Genomic DNA, 26526 nt, shown 5'->3' on the forward strand with positions numbered 1-26526 from the left:
TTCGACACAAGAATCAGGACGTGAGTCCCAGTGCGCGTTTGACGGGGCCAAAACTGCGGCGATGGTGCTCTGTCGCGCCATACAGTGCCAATTTTTCCAGATGAAAAGCGGTTGGATAGCCTTTGTGCTGCGCAAAGCCATACTGCGGAAACACCGTATCCAGCGCTGCCATTTCAGCATCGCGGGTCACTTTTGCCAGTATTGACGCTGCGCTAATCTCCGCTACGCGGCTATCACCTTTGACTACCGCCATCGACGGTACCGGTAATGCCGGACAACGATTGCCGTCAATCAGTACGTATTCCGGCGCAATATGCAGCCCCGCGACCGCACGCTGCATCGCCAGCATGGTGGCATGCAAAATATTCAGATCGTCGATTTCATGCGGTTCCGCACGGCCCACGCTCCAGCTTAACGCTTTTTCTTTTATTTCATCAAACAGCGCCAGGCGACGTTTTTCCGACAATTTTTTTGAGTCGTTAAGACCGATAATCGGACGCGCCGGATCCAGAATAACGGCAGCAGTAACAACCGCGCCGACCAAAGGACCGCGCCCGACTTCATCCACACCCGCCACTAAATGCGTATGCGGATAAACAAATTCAATCATTGCGCTAACTCCAGGACTGCATCCGCCGCCTGCTCATCAGCATTGCAACGGATCTGCTGATGCAGTTCACGGAAAGTGTCATGCATCGCATGGCTGGTTTTGCCATTCGCCAGTAACGGCAACAGCGCTTGCGCCAGCGCATGCGGCTCACACTCTTCCTGCAACAGCTCTTTAACCAGTTCTCTTCCCGCTAACAGGTTAGGAAGCGAAACGTAATCCGTTTTCACCAGACGCTTCGCCAGCCAGAAGGTAAAGGGTTTCATGCGGTAGCCGACCACCATAGGACACTTTGCCAGCATACATTCCAGCGCGGCGGTGCCTGAAGCCAACAGTGCGGCGTCGCTGGCCACCATCGCTTCACGTCCCATGCCATTAAGCAGATGCACGGAAAGCTCCGGCGCAACCTCTGCCTTGATACGCTCAAACTGCTCCCGGCGTTTGGCATTCACCAACGGCACCACGACTTCGAGATCCGGATAATGCTGACGTAACAGTTGCGCCGTTTTCAGAAAATCGGCGCTGAGCATCTCCACTTCTGCGCCACGGCTTCCTGGCAGCAGCGCAAGGCAATGCGCGTCGTGGGGAATACCCAAAATATCACGGGCCGCGTGTTTATCCGGATCCAACGGCATGGCATCCGCCATGGTGTGGCCGATAAAGCGGCACGGGACGTTAAATTTGTCATAAAACGCTTTTTCGAAAGGCAGAAAAGCCAGCACCATATTAGTGGATCTGCCTATTTTGAAAACGCGTTTCTGTCGCCACGCCCAGACGGACGGACTGACATAATGAATGGTTTTTATGCCCTGCTTTTTCAAGTTCCCTTCAAGGGTAATATTGAAATCAGGCGCATCAATGCCAACGAAAACATCCGGCTTGAGATCGGTGAATCGACGAGTGAGATCGGCACGAATATGCAGTAAACGGCGCAGACGTCCGAGCACTTCAACAATGCCCATCACCGCCAGTTCTTCCATTTCGTACCAGGCTTCACAGCCTTCGGCCTGCATTAGCGGCCCCGCCACGCCAACAAAACGCGCATTGGGAACACGAGCTTTGAGTGCGCGGATTAGCCCTGCACCAAGAATATCGCCGGAGGTTTCTCCGGCGACGAGGGCAATCGTTAAAGGACGCTGCTCAGTCATTAACGAATCAGACCACGCGTTGAGCGCTCAAAGAAGTCGCTGAAAGCCTGGACTTCAGGGTGCTGTTTCGCCAGTTCGGCGATTTCCGGTTTCGCTTCTTCCAACGTTTTACCGCTACGGTACAACGCTTTGTAGGCATTACGAATCGCGGTAATCGCTTCGCGGGTGAACCCACGACGCTTCAGACCTTCGATATTGACGCCAAACGGCGTCGCGTGGTTGCCCTGGGCGATAACGTACGGTGGCACGTCCTGAGCAACGCCAGAACAACCGCCAACCATCACATGCGCGCCGATGATGCAGAATTGATGCACCGCAGTCATACCGCCGATGATAACAAAATCATCCAGCGAAACATGTCCGGCAAGCGTGGCGTTATTCGCCAGAATACAGCGGTTGCCTACCGTACAATCATGCGCGACATGCGCATTAATCATCAGTAAGTTATCGCTGCCCACCTTCGTCACTCCACCGCCCTGCACTGTGCCACGATGAATGGTGACGCTTTCGCGGATGCGGTTGCGATCGCCAATTTCCACGCGGGTCGGTTCGCCAGCATATTTAAGATCCTGGTTAACTTCGCCGATGGAGGCAAACTGATAGATCTCGTTATCGCGACCAATTTTTGTATGGCCATTCACGACAACGTGAGACTTCAGTACGGTACCCTCACCAATTTCAACATGGGGTCCAACAATACAAAATGGGCCAATGTGAGCGTTAGCGCCAATACTGGCGCCCTCTTCCACAATGGCGGTAGGGTGAATAAAGGCGGATTTATCAATCACGTATCAGGCCTCCCGGCTACGGGCACACATCATCGTTGCTTCGCACACAACTTTACCGTCGACCAGCGCAACCCCTTTAAAACGGGTCAGGCCACGGCGCGTTTTCTCGAAAGTCACTTCCATGATCATCTGATCGCCCGGCACGACAGGACGCTTAAAGCGTGCTTCGTCAATACCCGCGAAATAGTACAGTTCGCCTGGTTCCAGTTTTCCTACGCTTTTAAATGCGAGGATACCGGTGGCCTGCGCCATCGCTTCCAGAATCAGTACGCCAGGGAAAATAGGTTTGCCCGGGAAGTGGCCCTGGAAGAAAGGCTCATTAACGGATACATTTTTCACTGCGCGCAGAAAACGACCTTCTTCAAAATCCAGCACGCGGTCAACCAGCAGAAACGGAAAACGGTGCGGCAGAAGTTCTAAAATCTCTTCAATATGCAGAGTATGAGTGTTAGTAGTCAAAATACTCTTCCTGTCAAAATATACTAAAAGGCAATAATAACACGGCCTGTCGCAATCGTATGAATGGGACAGGCCGAAAAGTCAGACATGCAAAAAAGGTGCTTTAGTCTTGTTGATTAACCTTGCGCTCAATCGCTTTGAGGCGCTTGCTCATATCATCAATATTCATCACCAGTGCAGCTGTTTTACGCCATACCTTATTGGGTTGTAGCGGAATGCCTGAGGAGTAGACGCCAGGTTCCGTGATAGGACGCATCACCATACCCATGCCAGTTACCGTGACTTTGTCGCATATTTCCATATGCCCATTGATCACGCTGGCGCCGCCAATCATGCAGTAACGGCCAATCTTCAGGCTACCCGCCATAATGACGCCACCGGCTACCGCCGTATTGTCGCCAATCACAACGTTATGTGCAATCTGGCACTGATTATCAATGATAACACCATTACCGATCACAGTATCGTCCAGGGCACCACGGTCAATGGTAGTACAAGCGCCGATCTCGACGCGATCGCCGATAATCACGCGACCAAGCTGCGGGATCTTCACCCAGTTACCGCGATCGTTCGCGTAACCAAATCCATCCGAACCGACGACAGTGCTGGATTGGATCAGGCAATTCTCACCGATCTGAATGTCGTGGTAAATCGTCACATTCGCCCACAAGCGAGAACCTGCGCCGATTTTTGTATTTTTCCCGACGAAGCAGCCTGCGCCAATAACCACGTTATCGCCCAGTTCTACGCCAGACTCAATGACCGCATTTGCGCCCACAGAGACATTTTTACCCAGCTTCGCCGTCGCATCGATCGCTGCACTCGGTGCAACGTTTTGTGCGGGCTGCGGCGTGGTATCTAAAATTTGCGCCATACGAGCATAGGTCAGGTAGGGATTCTTCACTACCAGCGCTGCACTCTTAGCAAAAGGAAGATCGTCCTGCGTCATGACAACGGCAGAAGCCTGGCATACGCCTAAGTGTTCACGGTACTTAGGATTCACCATAAACGTGATATTGCCAGTTTGCGCAGATTGCATGGACGCTACGCCGGTGATGACGATATCGCCATCACCGTGTAATTCTGCATCCAACTGCTCTGCTAAATCAGCCAGTCGAATTGAAGGCATTACTTATTTAACCTGTTTCAGTACGTCAGCGGTGATGTCTTTTACATCGCTGCTATTGTATGCAACGGTGTTTGCGTCAACGACCAGATCGATGCTCTGGCTGTTAGCAACAGATTTCACAGCTGTCTGGATACGAGTAACCAGTTTGCCACGTTCTTCGTTGGAACGACGCGCACGATCCTGCTCAAAAGCCTGAGCTTTCTGTGAGAAAGTCTGACGCTGAGCCATAACGTCTTTTTCCAGCTTGGTACGATCGCTACCCGCTTTCATTGATTGCAGACGCTGCATTTTAGATTGCAGATCGGATTCCATACGCTGCAGTTCGCTGGCACGGCCTTTGAACTCGTTTTCCAGCGTAGCGGAAACACCTGTCTTCTGTGCAACCTGTTGGAACAGGCTACCCATGTTGACGATTGCAATTTTGTCAGCGGCCTGTGCGGACGTTGCCATCGCTAAACCGAGACCTGCAGCTAATAACCACTTTTTCACAATTAACTCCTTACCATCCCATTTGCACCCGAAGGTACAGTTCTTTGCGTGGCCAGGCGATCCCATGCAAGATCGCCTAAAGTCAGCGCTACACTACCACTACATTCCTTTGCGAAGAACAATTACCAGGTTTTACCAATGTTAAACTGGAACTGTTCCGCTTTGTCTCCATCGTACTTCTTGAACGGTTGGGCGTAGGAGAAAACCAACGGCCCCAATGGGGACATCCATTGTAAAGCGATACCTGCTGACATACGGATATTGCTCGGATCGCTATAGTCCGGTACATCCGACGGCGCGGATGACGGATCCCAGTTCGTATCCCAAACGGTACCCATATCCCAGAAGAACGAGGTACGGACCGAGTTGGCATACTTGTCGCTGATGAACGGCGTCGGGGTAATAAACTCCAGGCTGGCGACAGCCATGGCGTTACCACCTACCGCATCATCAGATTTACAGCCAGCTTCCTGAGTACAGTCTTCGTAATCATTATTATCGTCCCAGCTCGTGTGGGCGCCATTTTTATAAACAGCTTTCGGGCCGATAGTATTCGACTGGAAACCACGCACGGTACTGGAACCACCAGCATAGAAGTTCTCGTAGAACGGCATCTCTTTGCTACCGATGCCATCACCATAACCCCACTTGGTACGGCCCAGGACAACCCATTTGTGATCGTCATCAATCGGCACGTAGGTCGCGGTATCCATCGACAATTTGTAGTATTCGTTATCAGAACCCGGAATGGTCACTTTACCATTCAGGTTGACACGCGAACCGTCTGTCGGGAAATAACCACGGTCTAACTTGTTGTACGTCCAACCGTAGTTGAAGGTGAAGTCATCAGCGGCAAAACTGCTGGTATCAGCAGGTTGTCCCATCGACTCAAGATAACGATCCATCGCGATCTGCGGCTGCATGTTGGACAGTTTGTTATGTACATAACCCAGGCCAGCACGCAGCGTATTGTATTCGTTAACCGGGAAGCCGAGCGTTACGTCAGTACCATAACTTTTGTTGGTATAGTCGGACAGGTCTGCATCATCCGCTTCAAAGTCGTTATAGAAGACGCGACCGCCAAGGCTCACACCGTCAACGGTGAAGTACGGGTTGGTGACAGATAGCTCAGTATAGGTCTGGTAGTCGTTTTTAGTGCCGTTAATCCCGACGGAATAACCGGTACCTAACCAGTTATCCTGCTGAACGCCCGCCTGGAAGCTCACGCCGCTCTCGGTACCGTAACCGACGCCGAAGTTAAAGCTACCGGTGTTACGCTCTTTCACCTTATAGACCACATCAACCTGATCCGGACGGCCCGGAACACGCTGAGTATCGGTATCGACGGTTTCAAAGTAACCCAGACGGTTCAGACGTTCTTTACCCTGGTCGACCAGATCGCTGCCCAACCATGCACCTTCCATCTGACGCATTTCGCGACGCAGAACGGAGTCTTTAGACGTGTCGTTACCTTCAAAGCGAATCTTACGCACATAGAAACGGTTACCCGCATCCACATTTACGCGTAATTTAACGGTTTTGTCGGCATCGTTGATTTCAGGCTGCGACTGTACGCGCGGATAGGCATAGCCATAGCGCCCCAGAAGCTTCTTGATATCATCTTCCATTTTGGTCACTTTGGTGCCGTTATAGAGTTCGCCTGGCTCGATTTTGGTCAGGCTCTCAATTTCGGCGGAGTGTCCGGCCAGGTTACCGCTCACCTCTACCCCAGCAAGCTTGTACTGATCGCCTTCAGTGATGTTAACGGTGATGTAGATACCTTTTTTATCCGGCGTCAGGCTTACCTGGGTAGAATCGATATTAAAGCGAGCATAACCGCGATCCAGATAGTAGCTGCGCAGGGTTTCGAGATCGCCCGCGAGTTTCTGTTTCTGGTATTTACGATCGCCCACTACGTTCCACCACGGCACTTCATCACGCAGTTGGAAGTGAGAGATAAGTTCGTCAGTCGAGAAGGCATGGTTGCCGACGATATTGATCTGTTGGATCTTCGCCGAAACACCTTCCTGGAAGACCAGTTTGAGGTCAACGCGGTTACGCGGCAACGGCGTTACCACCGCTTTCACACTGGCGCTGTACTTACCGACGCTATAGTAGAAATCTTCCAGGCCTTTTTCGATATCGGCAAGCGTGGTGCGATCCAGAGACTCGCCAACACGTACGCCAGACGCCTCGAGGTTTTGCTTCAGCATGTCGTCTTTCACCGATTTGTTACCGGAGAAAGTAATGCTGGCAATCGTCGGACGTTCTTTTACCTGAACCAGAAGGGTATCACCATCGCGCAGGACGCGGACATCCTCAAAGTTACCGGTGGCGAACAGAGCACGAATGGTATTACTGATGTCTTCATCATTAACCGTGTCGCCTGTGCGCACCGGCATACTGAGGAGAGCCGCACCAACGGCGACTCGCTGTAGGCCTTCGAAATGAATGTCCTTCACTACGAACCCTTCAGCACCGTATACGGTGGCGCTGCTAAACAGCAGCGACGCTATGAGCAACTTTTTCATCGCCATCGTTATTATGCGTTCTTCCTAACACTCTCTTACAACCGAGAGAAATCATTGAAAAGTGCAAGCCCCATTAACAACACCAGCAATATAGAGCCAATGCGATAACTAAAGTCTTGAACCCGCTCGGATACCGGACCGCCCTTCAGCTTTTCAATCGCCAGGAACAGCAGATGCCCCCCGTCAAGAACGGGCAACGGAAACAGGTTAATTATCCCTAAGTTCACGCTGATAAGCGCAAGGAACATCAGGTAATAAATCACCCCGAACTCCGCTGACATCCCAGCCCCCTGGGCGATAGAAATCGGCCCACTGAGGTTGTTCAGTTTTACATCACCGGTAATCAATTTTCCCAGCATACTGACCGTCAGCTTCATCAACTGCCACGTTTTATCCGAGGCTTCGACGATGGCGCTGAAGGGTCCATACTGGCGTACAGTCTTATACTCATCAGGCAGAGGAATAATTTTAGGCACCACGCCCGCAAAACCTTCTGCCTTCCCGTTAACCTGTTTTGAATCCGGGGTTAACGTTAAAGACAAGGAACTGCCTTGTCTTTCAATATCTAGCGCTAACGGCTTATCCGGATTATCGCGCACCAGCGTCACGAACATCATCCATTGCGTCAGCGGCTGACCATTGACTTTAACGATCCTGTCGCCAGCTTGCAAACCCGCCTTACTTGCAGCCGAGTTAGCCTGCACTTCTGACAGCACCGATTCAATCTGCGGACCGCGTGGGCGAATCCCTAAACTGGCGACGGGATCCTGTTTGTCTGGCTCAAATGCCCAATGGCGCAAATCCAGCGTTTTGTCCTGCCGCTGGTTACTGCCAAACTGCGCCACGCTGAGCGTTGTATGCTCATCGCCAATTTTGGAAACCAACTGCAGTCTCACGGCATCCCAATCAGGGGTTTCGATACCATCAACCGCTTTTAGTTCCGTACCAGGCTGAATTTGCGCCTGCGCAGCAATCGAGTTGGGTGTTATTTCACCAACAACCGGACGAACGCCAGGAACGCCAATGATAAACACCAGCCAATAAGCGAAAATAGCAAAAAGGAAGTTTGCGATCGGACCTGCGGCGATAATAGCCGCGCGCTGCCCAACCGTTTTATTGTTGAAAGCGTAATGGCGCAGCTCCGGTACCACCGGTTCAGCGCGCTCATCCAGCATTTTGACGTAACCGCCGAGGGGGATTAGAGCGATGACGTATTCTGTACCCAGTTTATCGGTACGACGCCAAAGCGCTTTTCCAAAGCCAATGGAAAAGCGCTCAACGCGGACTCCGCAGCGCCGTGCAACCCAGAAATGACCAAATTCATGCACGGTGATAAGCACACCGAGTGCGACGATGAATGCAGCCAGATTCCAGAGAATACTCAGCATAAGACCATCCGTTAGAGCGTCCTGAATACCAGTAACAACAGGCAGGCAAAGACCGGTACCGCAGCCGTCAGGCTATCAATACGATCCAGAATACCGCCGTGTCCTGGAATTAAGTGACCACTGTCCTTAATACCTGCTTCACGCTTAAACATACTCTCAGTCAGGTCACCCAGCACGGAGGCCAGGGCTGCAACGATGGAGCAAATGAGCAAGGTGACAGGCGCAACTTCAAGATTCGCCCACATGCCATAACCCCATGAGATTACGGCCGCAGTGGCGAGTCCGCCAATAAAACCCTGCCAGGTTTTACCAGGAGAAACCTTCGGTGCCAGTTTGTGTTTGCCAAACAGCTTACCAAACATATACGCGCCAGAGTCCGCTCCCCAGACGAGGATCATGACATACAGCAGCCATAACGCGCCACTATAATGATTTTCATCATAGTGCCATGCCCGTAGCGCCAGCATTCCCCAAAAGAAAGGAACAATGGTTAGCACGCCGAAAATTATGCGTAATGTTTTGGAATTACGCCAGACCGACGCAGAACCTGGGTAAAACAGTACCAGTAACAGCGCGACGATCCACCAACCCAGCGACGCCCATAGCGATACTTCAACCAGCGGCTGATGAATATTGCGATGGTATTCTGGCAGTAAAAATAGCATTAGCGCCAGCAATAGCCCGCACAAAACCGCCAGCCAGACTCGCTGTGTACGCGTGGTAAAACCGCTTAACTGTCCCCATTCCCAGGCGGCCAACATACAGACAACCAGCGTAACAATGGCGAACCCCACCGGCGGCAGCAAAAACAACGCCGCGATGACAACGGGTATTAAAACAAAAGCAGAAATCAGGCGATACTTCAGCAAAAGCGACCCCCATCAGGCTTTTTCATCACCGGGCTCGGTGCCGCCGAAACGACGCTCACGATTAGCAAAGGCATGCAGCGCACCTTCAAAGTCTTGTTCATCGAAATCGGGCCAGAGAACATCCGTAAAGTAAAGTTCGGCATAGGCAATTTGCCACAACAAAAAATTACTAATTCGATGTTCTCCCCCAGTCCTTATCACTAAATCCACAGGGGCCAGTTCATGCATACAAATTTGCTGCCCAAGCATCTCTTCATCGATTTGCTCTGGGCGCAGCAGACCTTCCTGCACCTGTTGTGCCAGTTGCCTGACTCCCTGGACAATATCCCACCGTCCACCGTAATTCGCTGCAATATTCAGCGTCAACCCGGTATTCTGGGCGGTAAGCGCTTCTGATTTGCGAATCCGTTCTTGCAAACGTGAGTTAAATCGACTGATATCCCCGATAATACGCAGACGTACGTTATGGCGGTGCAGGTTTTTCACTTCGCTATCAAGCGCCCACACAAACAGTTCCATTAACGCGCTCACTTCCTGCGCAGGTCGGTTCCAGTTCTCACTGCTAAAGGCATACAGCGTTAACGCATCAATACCGTTATTGGCAGCAAAAGAGACAGCCCGGCGGACGGATTTTGCTCCGGCCTTATGCCCAAAGGCGCGAATCTTCCCTTGCTTTTTCGCCCAGCGGCCATTGCCATCCATGATGATTGCAACATGGCGGCAACCATGTGCTGGCAAATTTTCGCTTAATGGTTTAGTTGCAGACAACATAACGCGTTTTTAGTCCCTGAAAGGATTTACGGTACTCAGGAATACTGAAGCCCATCCACAAAAAAGCCGTGTCAAACCACGGCTTACCCGACCGAAAAAAAGCAACTACCCGCGATCGAGTGGCGCAGACTATATCACTGAAGCCCAACGCTAACAAATAGCACGATCTTCCGTAGAGGGATTATCATCAGCTTGAGAGTCGCATCACTTCTTTTCTGGCGACTTCCCGCGCGATGGTATCCACCTTCAGCACGTCATCAACGCTCTGCGGCTCCTGCAAATCCATCTTATCCAGTACGGATAAATTAAGATCGGCAATATCGGTAAATCGAATCTGCTGCGCCAGAAATGCGGCAACGGTAATTTCATTCGCGGCGTTCAGTGCGGTCGTTGCCGCCTGCCCTTGCTCAAACGCGTCCATCGCCAGTTTCAGGCACGGATAGCGCTGATAATCAGGTGCGGAAAACGTCAACGCACTGAGTTGGCAAAAGTCGACAGGCTTAACGCCAGACGTCACACGTTCCGGCCATGCCATCGTATGGGCAATAGGTGTACGCATGTCAGGTTCCCCCAACTGCGCCAGAACGCTACCATCCTGATAACGTACCATCGAATGAATAACCGACTGCGGATGAATCAGCACTTCCATCTGGCTTGCGCTGGCATTGAATAACCAACGCGCTTCAATGTATTCCAGACCTTTATTCATCATGGTGGCTGAATCGACAGAGATTTTTCGTCCCATCGACCAATTCGGATGACGACATGCCTGATCGGGGGTCATAGCAACCAGATCGCGCAATGGCGTTTCACGGAAAGGGCCACCAGACCCGGTAAGCAGTACGGACACGACGCCGTTTTGCTCAAGGTCAGCGTATCCCAGATTGAGTTGGATCGGTTGCGGTAAACTCTGAAAAATCGCGTTATGCTCGCTATCTACCGGCAAAAGCTGCGCTTTGTGGCGTTTCACGTCGTCCATAAACAGACGTCCGCAGGTGACCAGAGACTCTTTATTCGCCAGCAAAATGCTTTTGCCCGCGCGGATTGCCGAAAGCGTCGGCAGCAGGCCCGCTGCGCCGACAATCGCTGCCATGACCTGATCAACATCATCCAGCGCGGCCATATCACAGGCTGCCTGCTGTCCGCTCATAACTTCAGTGCGGCTACCCTGCTCCAGCAGAGCCGATTTTAGCAATGCCGCGCTTTTTTCATCGTCCATTACCGCATAGCGAGGAGAAAATTCCAGGCATTGCTCCACCATACGGGCAACATTCTTTCCCGCAACCAACGCAGCAACACGAAATTTTTCCGGGTTATGGCGAACTACATCCAGCGTACTGCAACCAATGGAACCGGTTGATCCCAGGATGGTTAATTGCTTCATGAGACATCCAGAAAAATAGGGTATAGACAGAAAAAAGCAAAACGCCGCCATCCAGCCTTTGCAGGCCTTCTAAGCGGCGTTTTTAGCGTACAGATGAATCAGAACTGCATCAGTTCCGTTTCTTTCTCTGCCAGCGCCGCATCAACTTTCTTGATCGCTGCGTCAGTCAGTTTCTGTACTTCATCCTGAGAGCGGCGATCGTCGTCTTCGCTGATCTCTTTATCTTTCAACAGCGCTTTCACTTTGTCGTTTGCATCGCGGCGTACGTTACGTACGGCAACACGCGCGCCTTCAGCTTCGCCACGCACGATCTTGGTCAGATCTTTACGACGCTCTTCGGTCAGCGGCGGCAGCGGAACGCGGATATCGGAACCCGCTGAACTTGGATTCAGACCAAGGTCGGAAGCCATAATTGCTTTTTCAACGGCTGGTCCCATGGAACGGTCAAACACGTTGATTTTCAGGGTACGGGAATCTTCAACCGTTACGCTTGCCAGCTGGCGCAGCGGAGTCGGCGTGCCGTAATATTCCACGACAATACCATCCAGCAGGCTAGGAGAAGCACGGCCCGTACGAATTTTGCTGATTTGATTTTTGAACGCTTCGACGCATTTGTCCATGCGTACTTCAGCATCTTTTCTGATATCGTTGATCACGTTACGAATCCTTGAAAGCTCGTTTCAGTCAGACCATACCCACCACGCAAGCTGTGACAAGTATAGTCTTAATTAATTTTGAGGGACGTATCCCGCGACATTAAAGCGGAATATTACCTGCATTTAGCCGCAACGGGAATTATTCCGTGATTAACGTGCCTTCTTTTTCACCCATAACAACACGGCGCAGCGCACCCGGTTTGTTCATGTTAAAGACACGAATCGGTAATTTGTGGTCACGAGCCAGCGTGAACGCCGCCAGATCCATCACTTTCAGCTCTTTATCCAGTACTTCAGTGTAGGTCAACTGTTCGTACATGGTCGCCGTAGGATCTTTAGCCGGGTCGGCAGTAAATACGCCGTCCACTTTGGTAGCTTTCAGTACCACATCCGCTTCAATTTCAATACCGCGCAGACAGGCTGCTGAATCAGTAGTGAAGAACGGATTGCCAGTACCCGCAGACAAAATAACAACGCGGTTGTTACGCAGCAGGCTGATAGCTTCCGCCCAGCTGTAGTTATCACACACGCCGTTCAGAGGAATGGCGGACATCAAGCGAGCGTTCACATAGGCGCGGTGAAGCGCATCGCGCATCGCCAGACCGTTCATTACGGTGGCTAACATGCCCATGTGGTCGCCCACAACGCGGTTCATCCCTGCTTTCGCCAGACCAGCACCACGGAACAGGTTACCGCCACCAATCACTACGCCAACCTGAATACCCAGCTCAACCAGCTCTTTGATTTCCTGAGCCATACGGTCAAGTATGCTTGCATCAATACCGAAGCCTTCTGAACCTTGCAGAGCTTCGCCACTTAACTTAAGCAGAATACGTTTGTAGACGGGTTTTGCATTGGTAGCCATGTTTCTTTCCTGAGACTGTCAACGAATGAGATGAGTTAATTCCGGCGACATTGTATGTCGCTTTTCAGCATGACCACTATAGCGGTTCGCTGAATTTACAAGCCAGACACAAAAAGAAGCCGCCCTCAGGCGGCTCCTTTAAAAATTAAGACTGCTTGGACATCGCAGCAACTTCTGCTGCAAAGTCAGTCTCAACTTTCTCGATGCCTTCACCCACTTCGAAGCGGATGAAACCAGTTACGTCAGCATTGTGCTCTTTCAGCAGCTGACCAACAGATTTGCTCGGTTCCATAACGAAAGGCTGGCCAGTCAGAGAAACTTCGCCGGTGAATTTCTTCATGCGGCCTTCAACCATTTTCTCTGCGATTTCTTTCGGCTTGCCAGACTGCATGGCGATGTCCAGCTGAACCTGGTATTCTTTCTCTACCACTTCAGCAGAAACGTCTTCCGGCTTAACGAATTCTGGTTTGCTTGCAGCAACGTGCATTGCCAGCTGTTTAACCAGTTCTTCGTCAGCGCCAGTTGCAGCAACCAGAACACCGATACGCGCACCGTGCTGGTAGTTACCCAGAACTTCGCCTTCCAGGGAAGCCACGCGACGAATGTTGATGTTCTCACCGATTTTAGCAACCAGCGCAACACGTTCTTCTTCGAACTGTGCTTTCAGAACTTCAACGTCAGTGATTTTGCCAGCAACGGCAGCGTCCAGTACTTTGTCAGCAAATGCCTGGAAACCAGCATCTTTAGCAACGAAGTCAGTCTGGCAGTTAACTTCCAGAATGAAAGCGATGTTGCCGTCGATTTTGGTTTTGATTACGCCGTCAGCAGCAACGTTGCCTGCTTTTTTCGCCGCTTTGATTGCGCCGGACTTACGCATGTTTTCGATTGCCAGCTCGATGTCGCCATTAGCTTCAGTCAGTGCTTTTTTGCAATCCATCATGCCTGCGCCAGTACGCTCACGCAGCTCTTTTACCAGGGATGCGGTAATTTCAGCCATTCTAAAATCCTCGGAAGATTTGATCTGCCCGGCATGAAACCGCACAGATTTAAAAGTGAAAAAGGGGGCCATATACAGGCCCCCTAACCAAACGTGATACTACCTGGTCTATAAGGGCTCTAACGAGCGTGCCTTATTATTCAGCTTCTACGAAGCTTTCTTCCGCCTGGGAAGCCAGATCCTGAGAACGGCCTTCACGAACGGTAGTAGCTACAGCGCCCAGGTACAGGGTCACAGCACGGATTGCGTCGTCGTTACCCGGGATAACGAAGTCAACACCGTCCGGATCAGAGTTGGTATCAACGATAGCAAATACCGGGATACCCAGGTTGTTTGCTTCTTTGATAGCAATGTGCTCGTGGTCAGCATCGATTACGAACAGAGCGTCCGGCAGACCGCCCATGTCTTTGATACCGCCCAGGCTGTTTTCCAGTTTCTCAAGCTCACGAGTACGCATCAGCGCTTCTTTCTTGGTCAGCTTTTCGAAAGTACCGTCCTGAGACTGAGTTTCCAGATCTTTCAGACGTTTGATGGACTGACGAACGGTTTTCCAGTTAGTCAGCATACCGCCCAGCCAGCGATGGTTCACGAAGAACTGGTCGCAGCTGTTAGCAGCTTCTTTCACCGCTTCGCTTGCAGCGCGTTTAGTACCAACGAAAAGGATTTTACCTTTACGAGCAGAGATCTTGTTCAGTTCAGCCAGAGCTTCGTTGAACATCGGTACAGTTTTCTCAAGGTTGATGATGTGAACTTTGTTACGCGCACCGAAGATGAACGGCTTCATTTTCGGGTTCCAGTAACGGGTCTGGTGACCAAAGTGAACACCAGCCTTGAGCATGTCGCGCATGGAAACAGTTGCCATGATTAAAACCTCTATATATAAAAGTTGGGGTTAAGCCTCCACGCATCCCATATTACCGACCCCAAAGGGCACCCCGGAATATGTGCCGATACGTGTGTGTTGTTACACAAAGTGAGATTTGTCGCTCCCGTCCATCGTGTGTAGTCTTCGAGTGGATCGGAAGTCCGGCGCGCTTTATACCACAAATACGCCACCGACACCAATAATTGTTGGCACTCAGTGCTGAATTGAACGATGAATTTCGTGTTACAGGCGGGCGGCAAATTTTTGAATCCCCGGGAGCTTACGGCCAGTAAGTGACTGGGGTGAAAAAATGTAGCCAACGCACCTGTGGCACGAAAGGCGAAGTTCAGAATGATTCTCAATTTGGCAGGGTACACCCCTGACTGATACCATTGTCAGCACTTACACAATTATTGCCGAAAATAATCGGCACTGATGGACAGAATTCATGGCTATCTCAATCAAGACCCCTGAAGAAATCGAAAAAATGCGCGTCGCTGGCCGTCTGGCGGCGGAAGTACTGGAGATGATCGAACCGTTTATCAAACCGGGCGTCAGCACCGGCGAACTGGATCGCATCTGTAATGACTATATCGTTAATGAGCAGCAGGCCATTTCCGCGTGCCTGGGCTACCACGGTTACCCTAAATCCGTGTGTATCTCGATTAACGAAGTGGTGTGCCACGGGATCCCGGACGACGCTAAGCACCTGAAAGATGGTGATATCGTTAACATCGACGTGACCGTGATTAAAGACGAATTCCACGGCGATACCTCCAAAATGTTTATCGTCGGCAAACCCACCATTCTGGGCGAACGTCTGTGCCGTGTAACGCAGGAAAGCCTGTATCTGGCGCTGCGGATGGTTAAACCGGGCATTCGCCTGCGCACGTTGGGCGCTGCGATTCAGAAATACGCGGAAGGCGAAGGCTTCTCTGTAGTACGTGAATACTGCGGTCACGGTATCGGTCGCGGCTTCCACGAGGAGCCTCAGGTTCTGCACTACGATGCAGACGACGGCGGCGTGGTACTGCAGCCGGGCATGACCTTCACCGTAGAACCGATGCTGAATGCCGGTGATTACCGCATCCGCACCATGAAAGACGGCTGGACGGTGAAAACCAAAGACCGCAGCTTGTCTGCTCAGTACGAGCATACTATTGTGGTGACGGAAAACGGCTGTGAGATCCTGACGTTACGCAAGGATGACACCATCCCGGCGATCATCACTCACGACGAATAATGTTTTGCCTGATGGCGATGCATTCGCATCTTATCAGGCCTACAAATTACCCCTTTACTCAAAATCATTCGAGTTGCCTCAAGGCGGCAAGAGAGTGAATCTTCAGGAGCGTACATAAGTACGTGACTGGAGTGAACGAGCGCAGCCAACGTAGAAGCAACTTGAAGGATGAAGAGTAAATACGTAGGCCGGATAAGGCGTTCACGCCATCATCCGGCTTTTTAATGGGTGGCGCATAATGAATACTCTTCCTGAACAGCACGCAAATACAGCCCTCCCCACCCTGCCTGGCCAACCGCAAAACCCCGGAACCTGGCCACAGCACGATCTCAACTGCGCCGGCATTAAAGCGCATATCGACACGTTCCAGCGCTGGTTAGGCGAAGCGTTCGACAGCGGAATTTCCGCTGAACAGCTCATTGAGGCCCGTACCGAATTTATTGACCAGTTGCTACAGCGCCTGTGGATTGAAGCCGGTTTTGGCCAAATTGCCGACCTAGCGCTGGTTGCCGTTGGGGGTTACGGGCGCGGCGAACTGCACCCGCTTTCCGATATCGACCTGTTGATCCTCAGCCGTAAAAAGCTCCCTGACGCGCAGGCCGAAAAAGTCGGTGAGCTGTTAACGCTGTTGTGGGACGTGAGGCTGGAAGTGGGCCACAGCGTGCGCACGCTGGAAGAGTGTCTGCTGGAAGGTTTATCAGATTTAACCGTCGCCACCAATCTGATAGAAACACGCCTGCTGATTGGCGACGTGGCGCTGTTTCTTGAGCTACAAAAGCATATTTTTAGCGAAGGTTTCTGGCCGTCCGATAAGTTTTACGCCGCCAAAGTGGAAGAGCAAAATCAACGTCACCAGCGTTATCATGGCACCAGCTACAATCTGGAACCCGATATCAAAAGCAGCCCCGGCGGCCTGCGCGACATCCACACTCTACAATGGGTCGCCCGCCGCCATTTTGGCGCCACGTCGCTGGATGAAATGGTTGGTTTTGGTTTTTTGACGCTGGCGGAGCGTGCCGAGCTGAATGAATGCTTGCATATCCTGTGGCGCATACGCTTTGCTCTGCACCTGATCGTGAGTCGTTACGATAACCGCCTGCTGTTTGATCGTCAGCTCAGCGTAGCCCAACGGCTAAACTACGGCGGTGAGGGCAACGAGCCAATCGAGCGGATGATGAAAGACTATTTTCGCGTTACGCGACGGGTCAGCGAACTGAACCACATGCTGTTGCAGCTGTTCGACGAGGCGATCCTCGCCATGCCCGCCGACGAAAAGCCGCGTCCGATTGATGACGACTTTCAACTGCGCGGCTCCTTGATTGATCTGCGCAGCGATGACCTGTTTATCCGTAAACCCGAAGCGATATTGCGGATGTTTTACATCATGGTGCGTAACAGCGCAATCAGCGGGATTTACTCCACCACACTGCGCCATCTGCGCCATGCCCGCCGTCATTTAACGCAGCCGTTATGCTACATCCCGGAAGCGCGCTCGCTGTTTCTCAGCATGTTACGCCATCCGGGCGCGGTGAGCCGCGGCCTGCTGCCGATGCATCGCCACAGCGTATTGTGGGCCTATATGCCGCAATGGTCGCATATAGTCGGCCAAATGCAGTTTGACCTGTTTCATGCCTATACGGTAGATGAACACACCATCCGCGTAATGCTCAAGCTGGAAAGTTTTGCCAACGAAGAGACCCGCCAGCGCCATCCGCTGTGTGTGGATCTGTGGCCGCGCCTGCGGCAGCCGGAGCTGATTCTGATTGCCGCGTTGTTCCATGATATCGCCAAAGGCCGCGGTGGCGATCATTCGGTTCTCGGTGCTCAGGACGTACTCAAATTCGCCGAACTGCACGGCCTGAACTCCCGCGAAACACAGCTGATCGTGTGGCTGGTGCGCCAGCATTTACTGATGTCAGTAACCGCTCAACGTCGCGATATTCAGGATCCCGAAGTGATTAAGCAATTCGCCGAAGAAGTGCAAACGGAACACCGCCTGCGCTTTTTGGTGTGCCTGACCGTCGCGGATATTTGCGCCACCAACGAAACGCTGTGGAATAGCTGGAAGCAAAGCCTGCTGCGCGAGCTGTACTTTGCCACGGAAAAACAGCTACGTCGTGGGATGCAAAACACGCCGGATATGCGCGAGCGCGTGCGTCACCATCAGCTTCAGGCACTGGCGTTATTGCGGATGGATAACATTGATGAAGAAGCGCTACACCATATCTGGTCACGCTGTCGGGCAAACTATTTCGTGCGCCACAGTCCAAATCAACTGGCCTGGCATGCGCGTCATCTCTTACAACATGACCTCAAAGAGCCGCTCATTCTGCTTAGCCCGCAGGCAACGCGTGGAGGAACGGAAATCTTTATCTGGAGTCCGGATCGCCCGTATCTGTTTGCCGCCGTTTGCGCCGAGCTGGACCGGCGTAATCTGAGCGTCCACGATGCGCAGATTTTCACCACCCGCGATGGAATGGCGATGGATACGTTCATTGTGCTGGAGCCGGACGGTAGCCCGCTGTCGTCAGACCGACACGAAGCGATCCGCTTCGGGCTGGAACAGGCGATCACTCAGCGTAGCTGGCAACCGCCGCAACCGCGTCGCCAGCCGGCAAAATTACGCCATTTTACCGTCGATACCGAAGTGACTTTTCTGCCGACCCATACCGATCGAAAATCATTCCTCGAGCTTATCGCTCTCGACCAGCCAGGACTGCTGGCGCGGGTCGGGCAGATTTTTGCCGATCTGGGAATTTCGCTGCATGGCGCCCGAATTACAACAATTGGCGAGCGAGTAGAAGATTTATTCATAATCGCCACCGCCGACCGGCGCGCCCTTAATAATGAGCTGCAGCAGGAAGTGCATCAACGGTTGACAGAGGCCCTCAATCCAAACGATAAAGGGTGATGTTTTTATTTATTATGGAAAGAGTTTAACAATGCAGCAGTTACAGAACGTTATTGAATCCGCTTTCGAGCGCCGTGCCGACATTACTCCGGCAAATGTGGATACCGTAACCCGCGAAGCGGTGAATCAGGTTATTTCTTTACTGGATTCCGGTGCTCTGCGCGTCGCAGAAAAGATTGAGGGTCAGTGGGTCACGCATCAGTGGCTGAAAAAAGCGGTCCTGCTCTCTTTTCGTATTAACGATAATCAGGTTATCGATGGTGCGGAAAGCCGTTACTTCGATAAAGTGCCGATGAAATTCGCCGACTATGACGAAGCGCGTTTTCAGAAAGAAGGTTTCCGCGTGGTGCCGCCTGCGGCAGTACGTCAGGGCGCGTTTATCGCCCGTAACACCGTGCTGATGCCGTCTTACGTGAACATCGGCGCTTATGTTGATGAAGGTACGATGGTTGATACCTGGGCGACAGTCGGGTCCTGTGCGCAAATCGGTAAAAACGTACACTTGTCCGGCGGCGTTGGCATTGGCGGCGTACTGGAGCCGTTACAGGCTAACCCGACCATCATTGAAGACAACTGCTTCATCGGCGCGCGTTCTGAAGTCGTAGAAGGCGTGATCGTCGAAGAAGGATCCGTTATCTCCATGGGCGTGTACATCGGCCAGAGCACCCGTATTTACGATCGTGAAACTGGCGAAGTACATTATGGCCGCGTTCCGGCGGGCTCCGTTGTCGTCTCCGGCAACCTGCCGTCGAAAGATGGCAAATACAGCCTGTACTGCGCGGTGATAGTGAAAAAGGTTGATGCCAAAACGCGTGGCAAAGTGGGAATCAACGAACTGTTACGCACCATCGACTAACAGCAATTTGAAAAAGCGGGCTTAGCCCGCTTTTTTTACATCTGCGAGTGGCGTAAACAAGGCTTTTCGTTAATTATTCAATGGTTATAGTGAGCTTAAGGGTACCGCTATGTATGACAATCTGAAAAGTCTGGGCATTACTAATCCTGAAGAGATCGATCGTTACAGCCTGCGGCAAGAAGCCAACAACGATATCCTGAAAATCTATTTCCAGAAGGATAAAGGCGAGTTTTTTGCCAAGAGCGTGAAGTTCAAATATCCCCGTCAGCGTAAAACGGTTGTCGCCGATGGCGTCGGCCAGGGTTATAAAGAAGTGCAGGAGATCAGCCCCAACCTGCGCTATGTGATCGATGAACTGGATCAGATCTGCCAGCGCGATCGCAGCGAAGTCGATCTTAAACGTAAGATCCTCGATGATTTACGTCATCTGGAAAGCGTCGTGACCAACAAGATCAGCGAAATTGAAGCCGATCTGGAAAAACTGACGCGTAAATAACCGCGAGTGGATGTATTCGTAGGCCGGGTAAGGCGAAGCCGCCACCCGGCATTTTGCCTGATAAGCGTCGCGCCATCAGGCAATCAATGCTGCTCATCTAACTGCAATGCCACATACAGCAGCAGCCTGTCGTCAAAATTCCCCAAATCCAGCCCGGTCAGTTCTGAAATACGATTCAGGCGATACTCCAGCGTATTGCGATGAATAAACAAGGCTTTTGAGGTCGCCAGCGGCTGAACGTTATGCCGAAACCATGCCGCTAATGTCCGACGCAGCAAGCCGTTGTTATCCATTGCTTTTAACCGTACCAACGGACGCGCCAGCTCATTGGCCTGCCAACCGCCGCGCAGGCTGTCCAGCAGTACCGGCAGCATCAGATCCTGATAGAAATAGCTTCGGCTTTCCGGCATCCGCTGCTTACCGACCATCATGGTGGTACGCGCCGTACGATACGAACGGGCAATGCTGCCAGGTCCGGTAAAATAGTTGCCGAGCGAGACGCGAAAACGCAGCTGTCCGTTCTCTTTCATCCGGGCAATGAGCTGTTCAACGCGCTTGCGATGATCTTCGGCATCCCAGCGGCCAAACTGATTAAGCGCGGGTTTCAGCACCACCATCTCAGTCAGGGAAACAATCGCAATCAGATTATTACGCTCTGGCGTGGTCAACGCATTCTGTAATTGCTGTAGTTCAGCCATCGCGCTGTCAACACCAAGCTGACCGCTGTCGACTTCGACTACCGCTACCACGCGCGGCTGGTTCAAATCGATGCCTAAACGCTGCGCCCATTCCATTAGCGCTGGGGTATTTTCTTCCGCCTGAATCAGGTTCATCACCAATTCTTCGCGCAGACGGCTGTCCTGGGCTAAAAGATGCATCAGACGCGACTGTTCCAGCATCATTTCGGCGGTCATACATACCAATTCGCCGTATTTGCGCAGATGTTCCGGTTCGCCGGTAAGACCGATAACGCCAACGATTTCGCCGTCAAGACGCAGCGGCAGATTGATCCCCTGTCGCACACCGTGTAAATGCCGTGCGACCGCATCGTCAATATCGACCACCCGCCCCTGAGAAAGCACCAGCAGCGCGCCTTCGTGCAATTCACCAATTCGTTCGCGATCGCCGCTGCCGATTATCCGCCCACGGGCATCCATTACGTTGATATTGGTATCAATGATGCGCATGGTACGCGCCACGATATCCTGCGCCATTTTGGTATCAAGATGCCAGCCAGCCATAAACCCTCCTGTGAGCAGAGCTCAAGCATAAGGAAGATAACAAGCGACAACATTGTGCAAATGCACAAAGCGGAAGAGAGAAGTATGGAGTTGTGGGAGGTATCACAAAAAGAAACCCCTTCCTGTGCAGGAAGGGGTTGAGGGAGATTACTGCATCAACAGATAGATGGAGCTGTCGCCACGCTGAATGTTCAGCGCCAGTACAGCGGGTTTGCTGTCGAGAATTTTGCGCAGTTCGGCGATATTTTTCACCGGTTGCTGGTTAGCACCGATAATCACATCCCCTTTCTTCAGGCCAATCTGTGCAGCCGGAGAATTCGGTTTCACGTCACTTACCACAACCCCTTTGTCCTGGCCCTTGTTGCTCATATCGGCACCTTCAATGCCTTTGAAGATAGAGCTGGAATCAACCTGGGTCTGGCTGCTCTGCTGCAGTTCCAGATTCACAGTAACAGGCTTACCGTCGCGCAGCAGGCCAAGGTTAATTTTGCTGCCTACCGGCATAGTTCCCACCTGCGCACGCAGTGCGGCAAAGCTGCTGATAGGTTTACCGTTCAGGGAGGTAATCACATCCCCGGCTTTAATACCCGCTTTCGCTGCGGAAGAGTTCGGCATGACCTGGCTGACGAATGCGCCACGCTGGGCGTCAACTTTCATCGCTTTCGCCAGCTCAGAGCTCAGCTCGGTACCCATGATGCCCAGCTCGCCACGTTTAACCTGGCCGAACTCAACCATCTGGGAGGTCAGGTTTTTCACCATGTTGCTTGGGATTGCAAAACCGATCCCGATATTACCGCCGTCCGGCGCGAGGATCGCGGTGTTAATCCCGATCAGCTCACCGTTCAGGTTGACCAGTGCGCCACCGGAGTTGCCCCGGTTGATCGCAGCATCCGTCTGGATAAAGTTCTCGTAGTTTTCCGCATTCAGGCCGCTACGACCCAGCGCAGAAACGATACCGGAGGTCACGGTCTCACCGAGGCCAAACGGGTTGCCAATTGCCACGGTGTAATCACCCACGCGCAGCGCGTCGGAATCCGCCAGCTTAATTGCCGTCAGGTTTTTCGGATCCTGAATCTGGATCAACGCGATATCGGAGCGCGGATCTTTACCCACGATCTTCGCGTCAAACTTACGGCCATCGCTTAGTTGAACCTTAATTACCGTGGCGTTATCCACCACGTGGTTGTTGGTCACAACATACCCTTTCGCAGCATCAATAATTACGCCGGAGCCCAGCGCCATAAATTTTTGCTGCTGGCCGCCGCCGTTGTCAGCGCCCGGTGCGCCGCCCTGGCAGAACGGGGAACTCTGGAACGGAGAACCGTCCTGGCAGAACGGGGAATTATCACCGAAGAACTGCTGGAAATTACGCGGCATGCGCGGCGTATTCACCGTCGTGCTCCCCTCGACGTTAATACTCACCACCGATGGCATCACTTTTTCAAGCATCGGGGCCAGGCTTGGCATCTGTTGGGCGGTCGTTGCTGAAGACGCCGTTTCAGCCGCTGTTGCAGACAAGGGGGACAACGCCAAACCTAAACTCAGAGCCAGTGCACTCATTGCTAATGTGGTTTTTTTCATGTGTTTCGTTCTCGATTAACAGGTAACGCAAAATTGCTGTATACGTCAGAGTCGTTTTATAGCGCTAAGTTCCAGATTTAAGTTTAAGGAAAAAGTAAAATTTTATTGTCGATCTTTACAAATGATTATTTATTGTTCTACTGCCATCAACCGACGATATTCATCCCAGGCATATAAATCTGTCATCCCGCTGATATAATCCTGAATCAAACGGCAGCGATAATAATATTCCAGAACAGGAAACTCAGCGCAACTAGCCGATATTTTACTGACCGCCTCAACATAAGCAAGGCGATGGCGAGTAGACAACTTCTGAAATAACCGGGACTCGATAGGAAAACGTTTTACTCTTTCATTTTCGACCAGTTCCGTAAAATCTGACTGAGTCATTTTTAATAACGGTTGATAGATTTCCAGCAGCCCGCTTATCACCCGATAGCCCTGTAACTCCAGTTGCTCTACGTCTGGGTGGCTAAAGACATGTTTTATCGCCACATTTTTATAGACGCCCAGCAACTGGCTGAAGCTACTGGCATCTTCTAACAGCGCGTGATTAAAACATCCCTCGAAAATCTGCGGCAAGTTATCGATAAATCGCTGGGCAGCGTACGGCACCAGTTTATTCAATGTATTAACGCGTAAATACATAAAGAACTGATCTTCGGTACTCCGGCTTAATGTATTTGAACGTGATTTCTCCCAGGCGTTCTCTACCACCAGACTGAACAGGGAACCTTTTTCGTGGTGTCCCCACGCCGCATACAGATGCTGATAAAGTTGTTCGACGCTAAAGATTCTTTTCTCAACGGCATCTTCCAGATCGGCCACGCAATAAGAGATATCATCAGCAGCTTCCATAATCCAGGTTAATGGAAAGCGACTGTAAGGCGCTAATGATAATTCTTTACGTAATCTCTCAATATACGATTCTTCGGAAAGATAATAGCCCGGTTTCTTCATTAAATAGTTGTGTGTTGCGGGCGCATTGCCGCGCCACCACGCCGGGCGGGTATATTTCAAAATACCGCCAACCTGCGCCCAGGTAAGATTCATACGCATCAGGGTATGTACCAGACGAATCCCTTGCGCATTACCCTCAAAATGGCACAGGTCCTGTCGCACTTTACGGCGAATATCATTCAGCGACTCTTCGCCCTCGCGCAAACGTAATGCCGCCACCAGGCAACGGTCATCGCTGAGTGGCTGACTTTCCGCATCTGCGGGGTACAGTCGCTGGCGGAACCAGTCATTAATCGCCGCTTCACCAAAGTGACCAAACGGCGGATTGCCAATGTCATGCATCAGGCAGGACATTTCAACAATACTCTCAAACGGTCCCGTCAGTTCATCCAGACCATACTGCTCCAGCAACTTTTGCTCTTTGAGTCGGCTGAGGATCTCTTTCGCGATATAGCGACCAACCTGCTGAACTTCCATTGAGTGCGTCAAACGCGTGCGTACCGCCGCATTACGTTCCAACGGAAAGACCTGGGTCTTTTGTTGCAGTCGGCGAATTGCCGGAGAATTGATAATGCGTCCACGATCGCTTTCGAAAATACGCAGGATCTCGTGCTCAGTCTTCACGCCCTGCGGCGAACGGTAACGACGATGCCAGTTTATTTTTTTTCGGAAATCGATCTGTGCCATGTCCTCTCCCGCCTGAGAAATGCGCTACCCCGTAAGCGCATGATAGACTATGCCCTCAAATCTGGCTTATCGCGAGTAAATCTATGAAAATCGGCATCATTGGTGCAATGGAAGAAGAAGTTACGCTACTGCGTGACAAAATCGAAAACCGTCAGACCATCGCTCTCGGCGGTTGTGAAATTTACACCGGCCAACTGAATGGTACTGAGGTTGCGCTACTGAAATCAGGCATCGGTAAAGTCGCTGCGGCACTGGGCGCTACGTTGCTGCTTGAACGCTGCAAGCCGGACGCTATCATTAATACCGGTTCAGCGGGCGGCCTGGCCTCTACGCTGAAAGTCGGCGATATCGTGGTTTCTGATGAAGCGCGCTATCACGATGCCGACGTCACGGCATTTGGCTATGAATTTGGTCAGCTACCGGGTTGCCCGGCGGGTTTCAAAGCCGATCCTGCGCTGATTACTGCAGCAGAAGCCTGCATTGCTGAACTGAATCTGAATGCCGTCCGTGGGCTTATCGTCAGCGGAGATGCCTTCATTAATGGCTCTGTCGGCCTGGCTAAAATTAAGCATAACTTCCCGCAGGCGATTGCCGTTGAGATGGAAGCAACCGCGATTGCGCATGTTTGCCACAATTTTAACGTGCCGTTCGTCGTGGTTCGCGCCATCTCCGACGTCGCCGATCAGCAGTCCCATCTCAGCTTTGACGAGTTCCTGGTGGTCGCCGCGAAGCAGTCAAGCCTGATGGTTGAAACGCTGGTACAGAAACTGGCGCATGGCTAAATTACTCTCCAGGGCGCTGGTCGCCCTGCTTTTCACTCTTCCGGCGTTCCTTTACGCCGCACCGCGTGTTGTTACGCTTTCTCCTGCCAATACTGAACTCGCCTTTGCCGCAGGCATTACGCCCGTTGGCGTCAGCAGCTACTCCAATTACCCGCCCGAGGCCCAAAAAATTGAAGAGGTCTCAACCTGGCAAGGCATGAATCTGGAACGCATTGTGGCGCTGAAACCGGATTTGGTCGTCGCCTGGCGCGGAGGAAATGCTGAGCGGCAGGTTAATCAGCTAACCGCGCTGGGCATTAAAGTCATTTGGGTGGATGCCGTTACCATTGAGCAGGTCGCCGATGCGCTACGCCAATTGGCGCCATGGAGCCCCAGGCCAGAGCAGGCCAAACAGGCGGCAAAAACATTGCTTGATGAATACGCTTTACTAAAATCTCAGTATGCCAACAAACCGAAAAAACGCGTGTTTCTGCAGTTTGGGGCGAATCCTCTGTTTACCAGTGGAAAAGGCTCCATTCAGCATGAGGTTCTTGAGGTATGCGGCGGAGAAAACATTTTTGCCGGCAGTCGGGTTCCATGGCCGCAGGTTAGCCGTGAACAGGTCCTGGCAAGAGCGCCGCAGGCTATCGTTGCCACCGGTGGTTCCGGCGAAACGCTGAAAATTGAGCAATATTGGGGAAATCAGCTTAAAATCCCGGTTATTACCCTTAATAGTGATTGGTTCGAACGTGCGAGCCCGCGTATTATCCTCGCCGCAAAACAACTCTGTAATGCGCTTTCACAGGTAAATTAGCGCCTGCCCCCACCAGGTTTGTTGTGAGGA

Annotated in this window: 24 protein-coding genes; 6 read left to right on the forward strand and 18 right to left on the reverse strand. The window is 51.9% G+C overall.

Annotated elements, in window-relative coordinates; translation table 11 throughout:
• Positions 1-13: 13 nt before the first annotated feature.
• From rnhB to rpsB, 15 genes are all read right to left on the reverse strand, one after another.
• Complete coding sequence (gene rnhB, locus OOJ59_RS08185; protein ID WP_038637421.1) at positions 14-610, reverse strand: ribonuclease HII; 597 nt, start codon at positions 608-610, stop codon at positions 14-16.
• Positions 607-1755 (reverse strand): lipid-A-disaccharide synthase, encoded by a 1149-nt coding sequence (gene lpxB / locus OOJ59_RS08190; RefSeq protein ID WP_121528603.1) that lies wholly within the window; start codon positions 1753-1755, stop codon positions 607-609. Before lpxB ends, rnhB begins: the two co-directional genes overlap by 4 nt.
• Positions 1755-2543, reverse strand: a complete 789-nt coding sequence (gene lpxA, locus OOJ59_RS08195) for an acyl-ACP--UDP-N-acetylglucosamine O-acyltransferase (protein WP_038637417.1) — start codon at positions 2541-2543, stop codon at positions 1755-1757. Before lpxA ends, lpxB begins: the two co-directional genes overlap by 1 nt.
• 3 nt (positions 2544-2546) lie before the next feature.
• The gene (gene fabZ / locus OOJ59_RS08200; protein ID WP_003018528.1) at positions 2547-3002 is read right to left on the reverse strand and encodes a 3-hydroxyacyl-ACP dehydratase FabZ; all 456 of its coding nucleotides are present in this window, start codon (positions 3000-3002) and stop codon (positions 2547-2549) included.
• Between the two features lie 103 nt (positions 3003-3105).
• Positions 3106-4131 (reverse strand): UDP-3-O-(3-hydroxymyristoyl)glucosamine N-acyltransferase, encoded by a 1026-nt coding sequence (gene lpxD / locus OOJ59_RS08205; protein WP_038637414.1) that lies wholly within the window; start codon positions 4129-4131, stop codon positions 3106-3108.
• A 3-nt stretch (positions 4132-4134) separates the two neighbouring features.
• Positions 4135-4620 (reverse strand): molecular chaperone Skp, encoded by a 486-nt coding sequence (skp, locus tag OOJ59_RS08210; RefSeq protein ID WP_016151765.1) that lies wholly within the window; start codon positions 4618-4620, stop codon positions 4135-4137.
• Positions 4621-4742: 122 nt separating this feature from the next.
• Entirely contained in the window at positions 4743-7157 is a 2415-nt protein-coding gene (gene bamA, locus OOJ59_RS08215) for an outer membrane protein assembly factor BamA (protein ID WP_160955646.1), read from the reverse strand.
• A 29-nt stretch (positions 7158-7186) separates the two neighbouring features.
• Entirely contained in the window at positions 7187-8539 is a 1353-nt protein-coding gene (rseP, locus tag OOJ59_RS08220) for a sigma E protease regulator RseP (RefSeq protein ID WP_038637407.1), read from the reverse strand.
• An 11-nt stretch (positions 8540-8550) separates the two neighbouring features.
• A complete protein-coding gene (gene cdsA, locus OOJ59_RS08225) occupies positions 8551-9408 on the reverse strand; it encodes a phosphatidate cytidylyltransferase (RefSeq protein ID WP_038637406.1) in 858 nt (285 codons plus the stop codon).
• Between the two features lie 12 nt (positions 9409-9420).
• Complete coding sequence (ispU, locus tag OOJ59_RS08230) at positions 9421-10179, reverse strand: (2E,6E)-farnesyl-diphosphate-specific ditrans,polycis-undecaprenyl-diphosphate synthase (protein WP_032940405.1); 759 nt, start codon at positions 10177-10179, stop codon at positions 9421-9423.
• Positions 10180-10366: 187 nt separating this feature from the next.
• Positions 10367-11563 (reverse strand): 1-deoxy-D-xylulose-5-phosphate reductoisomerase, encoded by a 1197-nt coding sequence (gene ispC / locus OOJ59_RS08235; protein WP_038637403.1) that lies wholly within the window; start codon positions 11561-11563, stop codon positions 10367-10369.
• 98 nt (positions 11564-11661) lie between these two features.
• Positions 11662-12219, reverse strand: a complete 558-nt coding sequence (frr, locus tag OOJ59_RS08240) for a ribosome recycling factor (RefSeq protein ID WP_006686783.1) — start codon at positions 12217-12219, stop codon at positions 11662-11664.
• A 139-nt stretch (positions 12220-12358) separates the two neighbouring features.
• Positions 12359-13084 carry a UMP kinase gene (gene pyrH, locus OOJ59_RS08245; protein ID WP_003018549.1) on the reverse strand — a complete coding sequence of 242 codons (726 nt, stop codon included), beginning with the start codon at positions 13082-13084 and terminating at the stop codon, positions 12359-12361.
• Positions 13085-13229: 145 nt separating this feature from the next.
• On the reverse strand, positions 13230-14081 hold the full coding sequence (gene tsf / locus OOJ59_RS08250) for a translation elongation factor Ts (protein WP_003018551.1): 852 nt from the start codon (positions 14079-14081) through the stop codon (positions 13230-13232).
• 136 nt (positions 14082-14217) lie between these two features.
• Positions 14218-14943 (reverse strand): 30S ribosomal protein S2, encoded by a 726-nt coding sequence (gene rpsB, locus OOJ59_RS08255; protein WP_003018553.1) that lies wholly within the window; start codon positions 14941-14943, stop codon positions 14218-14220.
• Between the two features lie 451 nt (positions 14944-15394).
• Here rpsB and map point away from each other — a divergent pair, with 451 nt between their 5' ends.
• The 4 genes from map (at position 15395) to OOJ59_RS08275 (ending at position 20452) form a co-directional block, all read left to right on the forward strand.
• A complete protein-coding gene (gene map / locus OOJ59_RS08260) occupies positions 15395-16189 on the forward strand; it encodes a type I methionyl aminopeptidase (protein ID WP_038637400.1) in 795 nt (264 codons plus the stop codon).
• A 238-nt stretch (positions 16190-16427) separates the two neighbouring features.
• A complete protein-coding gene (gene glnD, locus OOJ59_RS08265; RefSeq protein ID WP_085048277.1) occupies positions 16428-19100 on the forward strand; it encodes a bifunctional uridylyltransferase/uridylyl-removing protein GlnD in 2673 nt (890 codons plus the stop codon).
• 31 nt (positions 19101-19131) lie between these two features.
• The gene (gene dapD / locus OOJ59_RS08270; RefSeq protein WP_006686779.1) at positions 19132-19956 is read left to right on the forward strand and encodes a 2,3,4,5-tetrahydropyridine-2,6-dicarboxylate N-succinyltransferase; all 825 of its coding nucleotides are present in this window, start codon (positions 19132-19134) and stop codon (positions 19954-19956) included.
• Positions 19957-20065: 109 nt separating this feature from the next.
• Complete coding sequence (locus tag OOJ59_RS08275) at positions 20066-20452, forward strand: DUF3461 family protein (RefSeq protein ID WP_003018562.1); 387 nt, start codon at positions 20066-20068, stop codon at positions 20450-20452.
• 83 nt (positions 20453-20535) lie between these two features.
• Here the strand turns inward: OOJ59_RS08275 and cdaR are convergent, their stop codons facing one another.
• From cdaR to dgt, 3 genes are all read right to left on the reverse strand, one after another.
• Positions 20536-21693: a DNA-binding transcriptional regulator CdaR gene (gene cdaR, locus OOJ59_RS08280; protein WP_038637395.1), complete on the reverse strand. Its 1158-nt coding sequence runs from the start codon at positions 21691-21693 to the stop codon at positions 20536-20538.
• A gap of 147 nt (positions 21694-21840) precedes the next feature.
• Positions 21841-23274 (reverse strand): serine endoprotease DegP, encoded by a 1434-nt coding sequence (gene degP / locus OOJ59_RS08285; RefSeq protein ID WP_005132129.1) that lies wholly within the window; start codon positions 23272-23274, stop codon positions 21841-21843.
• Between the two features lie 129 nt (positions 23275-23403).
• Positions 23404-24921 carry a dGTPase gene (dgt, locus tag OOJ59_RS08290; protein ID WP_069324023.1) on the reverse strand — a complete coding sequence of 506 codons (1518 nt, stop codon included), beginning with the start codon at positions 24919-24921 and terminating at the stop codon, positions 23404-23406.
• Positions 24922-25004: 83 nt separating this feature from the next.
• On the opposite strand from dgt, the gene mtnN reads away from it, so the two are divergent.
• Together mtnN and btuF are read left to right on the forward strand one after the other, a co-directional pair.
• Positions 25005-25703, forward strand: coding sequence for a 5'-methylthioadenosine/S-adenosylhomocysteine nucleosidase (gene mtnN / locus OOJ59_RS08295; protein ID WP_160955647.1), 699 nt, complete (start codon positions 25005-25007; stop codon positions 25701-25703).
• Entirely contained in the window at positions 25696-26496 is an 801-nt protein-coding gene (gene btuF, locus OOJ59_RS08300) for a vitamin B12 ABC transporter substrate-binding protein BtuF (RefSeq protein WP_087857686.1), read from the forward strand. Before mtnN ends, btuF begins: the two co-directional genes overlap by 8 nt.
• Positions 26497-26526 lie beyond the last annotated feature (30 nt).

This window comes from Citrobacter sp. W9 (assembly GCF_026719375.1).
Lineage (GTDB): Bacteria > Pseudomonadota > Gammaproteobacteria > Enterobacterales > Enterobacteriaceae > Citrobacter > Citrobacter werkmanii.

Coding starts and splice junctions, on each gene's coding strand:
- tsf (WP_003018551.1), bottom strand. CDS start 14,081: ATGGCTGAAATTACCGCATCCCTGGTAAAAGAGCTGCGTGAGCGTACT.
- btuF (WP_087857686.1), top strand. CDS start 25,696: ATGGCTAAATTACTCTCCAGGGCGCTGGTCGCCCTGCTTTTCACTCTT.
- map (WP_038637400.1), top strand. CDS start 15,395: ATGGCTATCTCAATCAAGACCCCTGAAGAAATCGAAAAAATGCGCGTC.
- dgt (WP_069324023.1), bottom strand. CDS start 24,921: ATGGCACAGATCGATTTCCGAAAAAAAATAAACTGGCATCGTCGTTAC.
- ispU (WP_032940405.1), bottom strand. CDS start 10,179: ATGTTGTCTGCAACTAAACCATTAAGCGAAAATTTGCCAGCACATGGT.
- lpxD (WP_038637414.1), bottom strand. CDS start 4,131: ATGCCTTCAATTCGACTGGCTGATTTAGCAGAGCAGTTGGATGCAGAA.
- bamA (WP_160955646.1), bottom strand. CDS start 7,157: ATGGCGATGAAAAAGTTGCTCATAGCGTCGCTGCTGTTTAGCAGCGCC.
- OOJ59_RS08275 (WP_003018562.1), top strand. CDS start 20,066: ATGTATGACAATCTGAAAAGTCTGGGCATTACTAATCCTGAAGAGATC.
- degP (WP_005132129.1), bottom strand. CDS start 23,274: ATGAAAAAAACCACATTAGCAATGAGTGCACTGGCTCTGAGTTTAGGT.
- cdaR (WP_038637395.1), bottom strand. CDS start 21,693: ATGGCTGGCTGGCATCTTGATACCAAAATGGCGCAGGATATCGTGGCG.
- rpsB (WP_003018553.1), bottom strand. CDS start 14,943: ATGGCAACTGTTTCCATGCGCGACATGCTCAAGGCTGGTGTTCACTTT.
- mtnN (WP_160955647.1), top strand. CDS start 25,005: ATGAAAATCGGCATCATTGGTGCAATGGAAGAAGAAGTTACGCTACTG.
- pyrH (WP_003018549.1), bottom strand. CDS start 13,084: ATGGCTACCAATGCAAAACCCGTCTACAAACGTATTCTGCTTAAGTTA.
- rnhB (WP_038637421.1), bottom strand. CDS start 610: ATGATTGAATTTGTTTATCCGCATACGCATTTAGTGGCGGGTGTGGAT.
- glnD (WP_085048277.1), top strand. CDS start 16,428: ATGAATACTCTTCCTGAACAGCACGCAAATACAGCCCTCCCCACCCTG.
- rseP (WP_038637407.1), bottom strand. CDS start 8,539: ATGCTGAGTATTCTCTGGAATCTGGCTGCATTCATCGTCGCACTCGGT.
- ispC (WP_038637403.1), bottom strand. CDS start 11,563: ATGAAGCAATTAACCATCCTGGGATCAACCGGTTCCATTGGTTGCAGT.
- dapD (WP_006686779.1), top strand. CDS start 19,132: ATGCAGCAGTTACAGAACGTTATTGAATCCGCTTTCGAGCGCCGTGCC.
- lpxB (WP_121528603.1), bottom strand. CDS start 1,755: ATGACTGAGCAGCGTCCTTTAACGATTGCCCTCGTCGCCGGAGAAACC.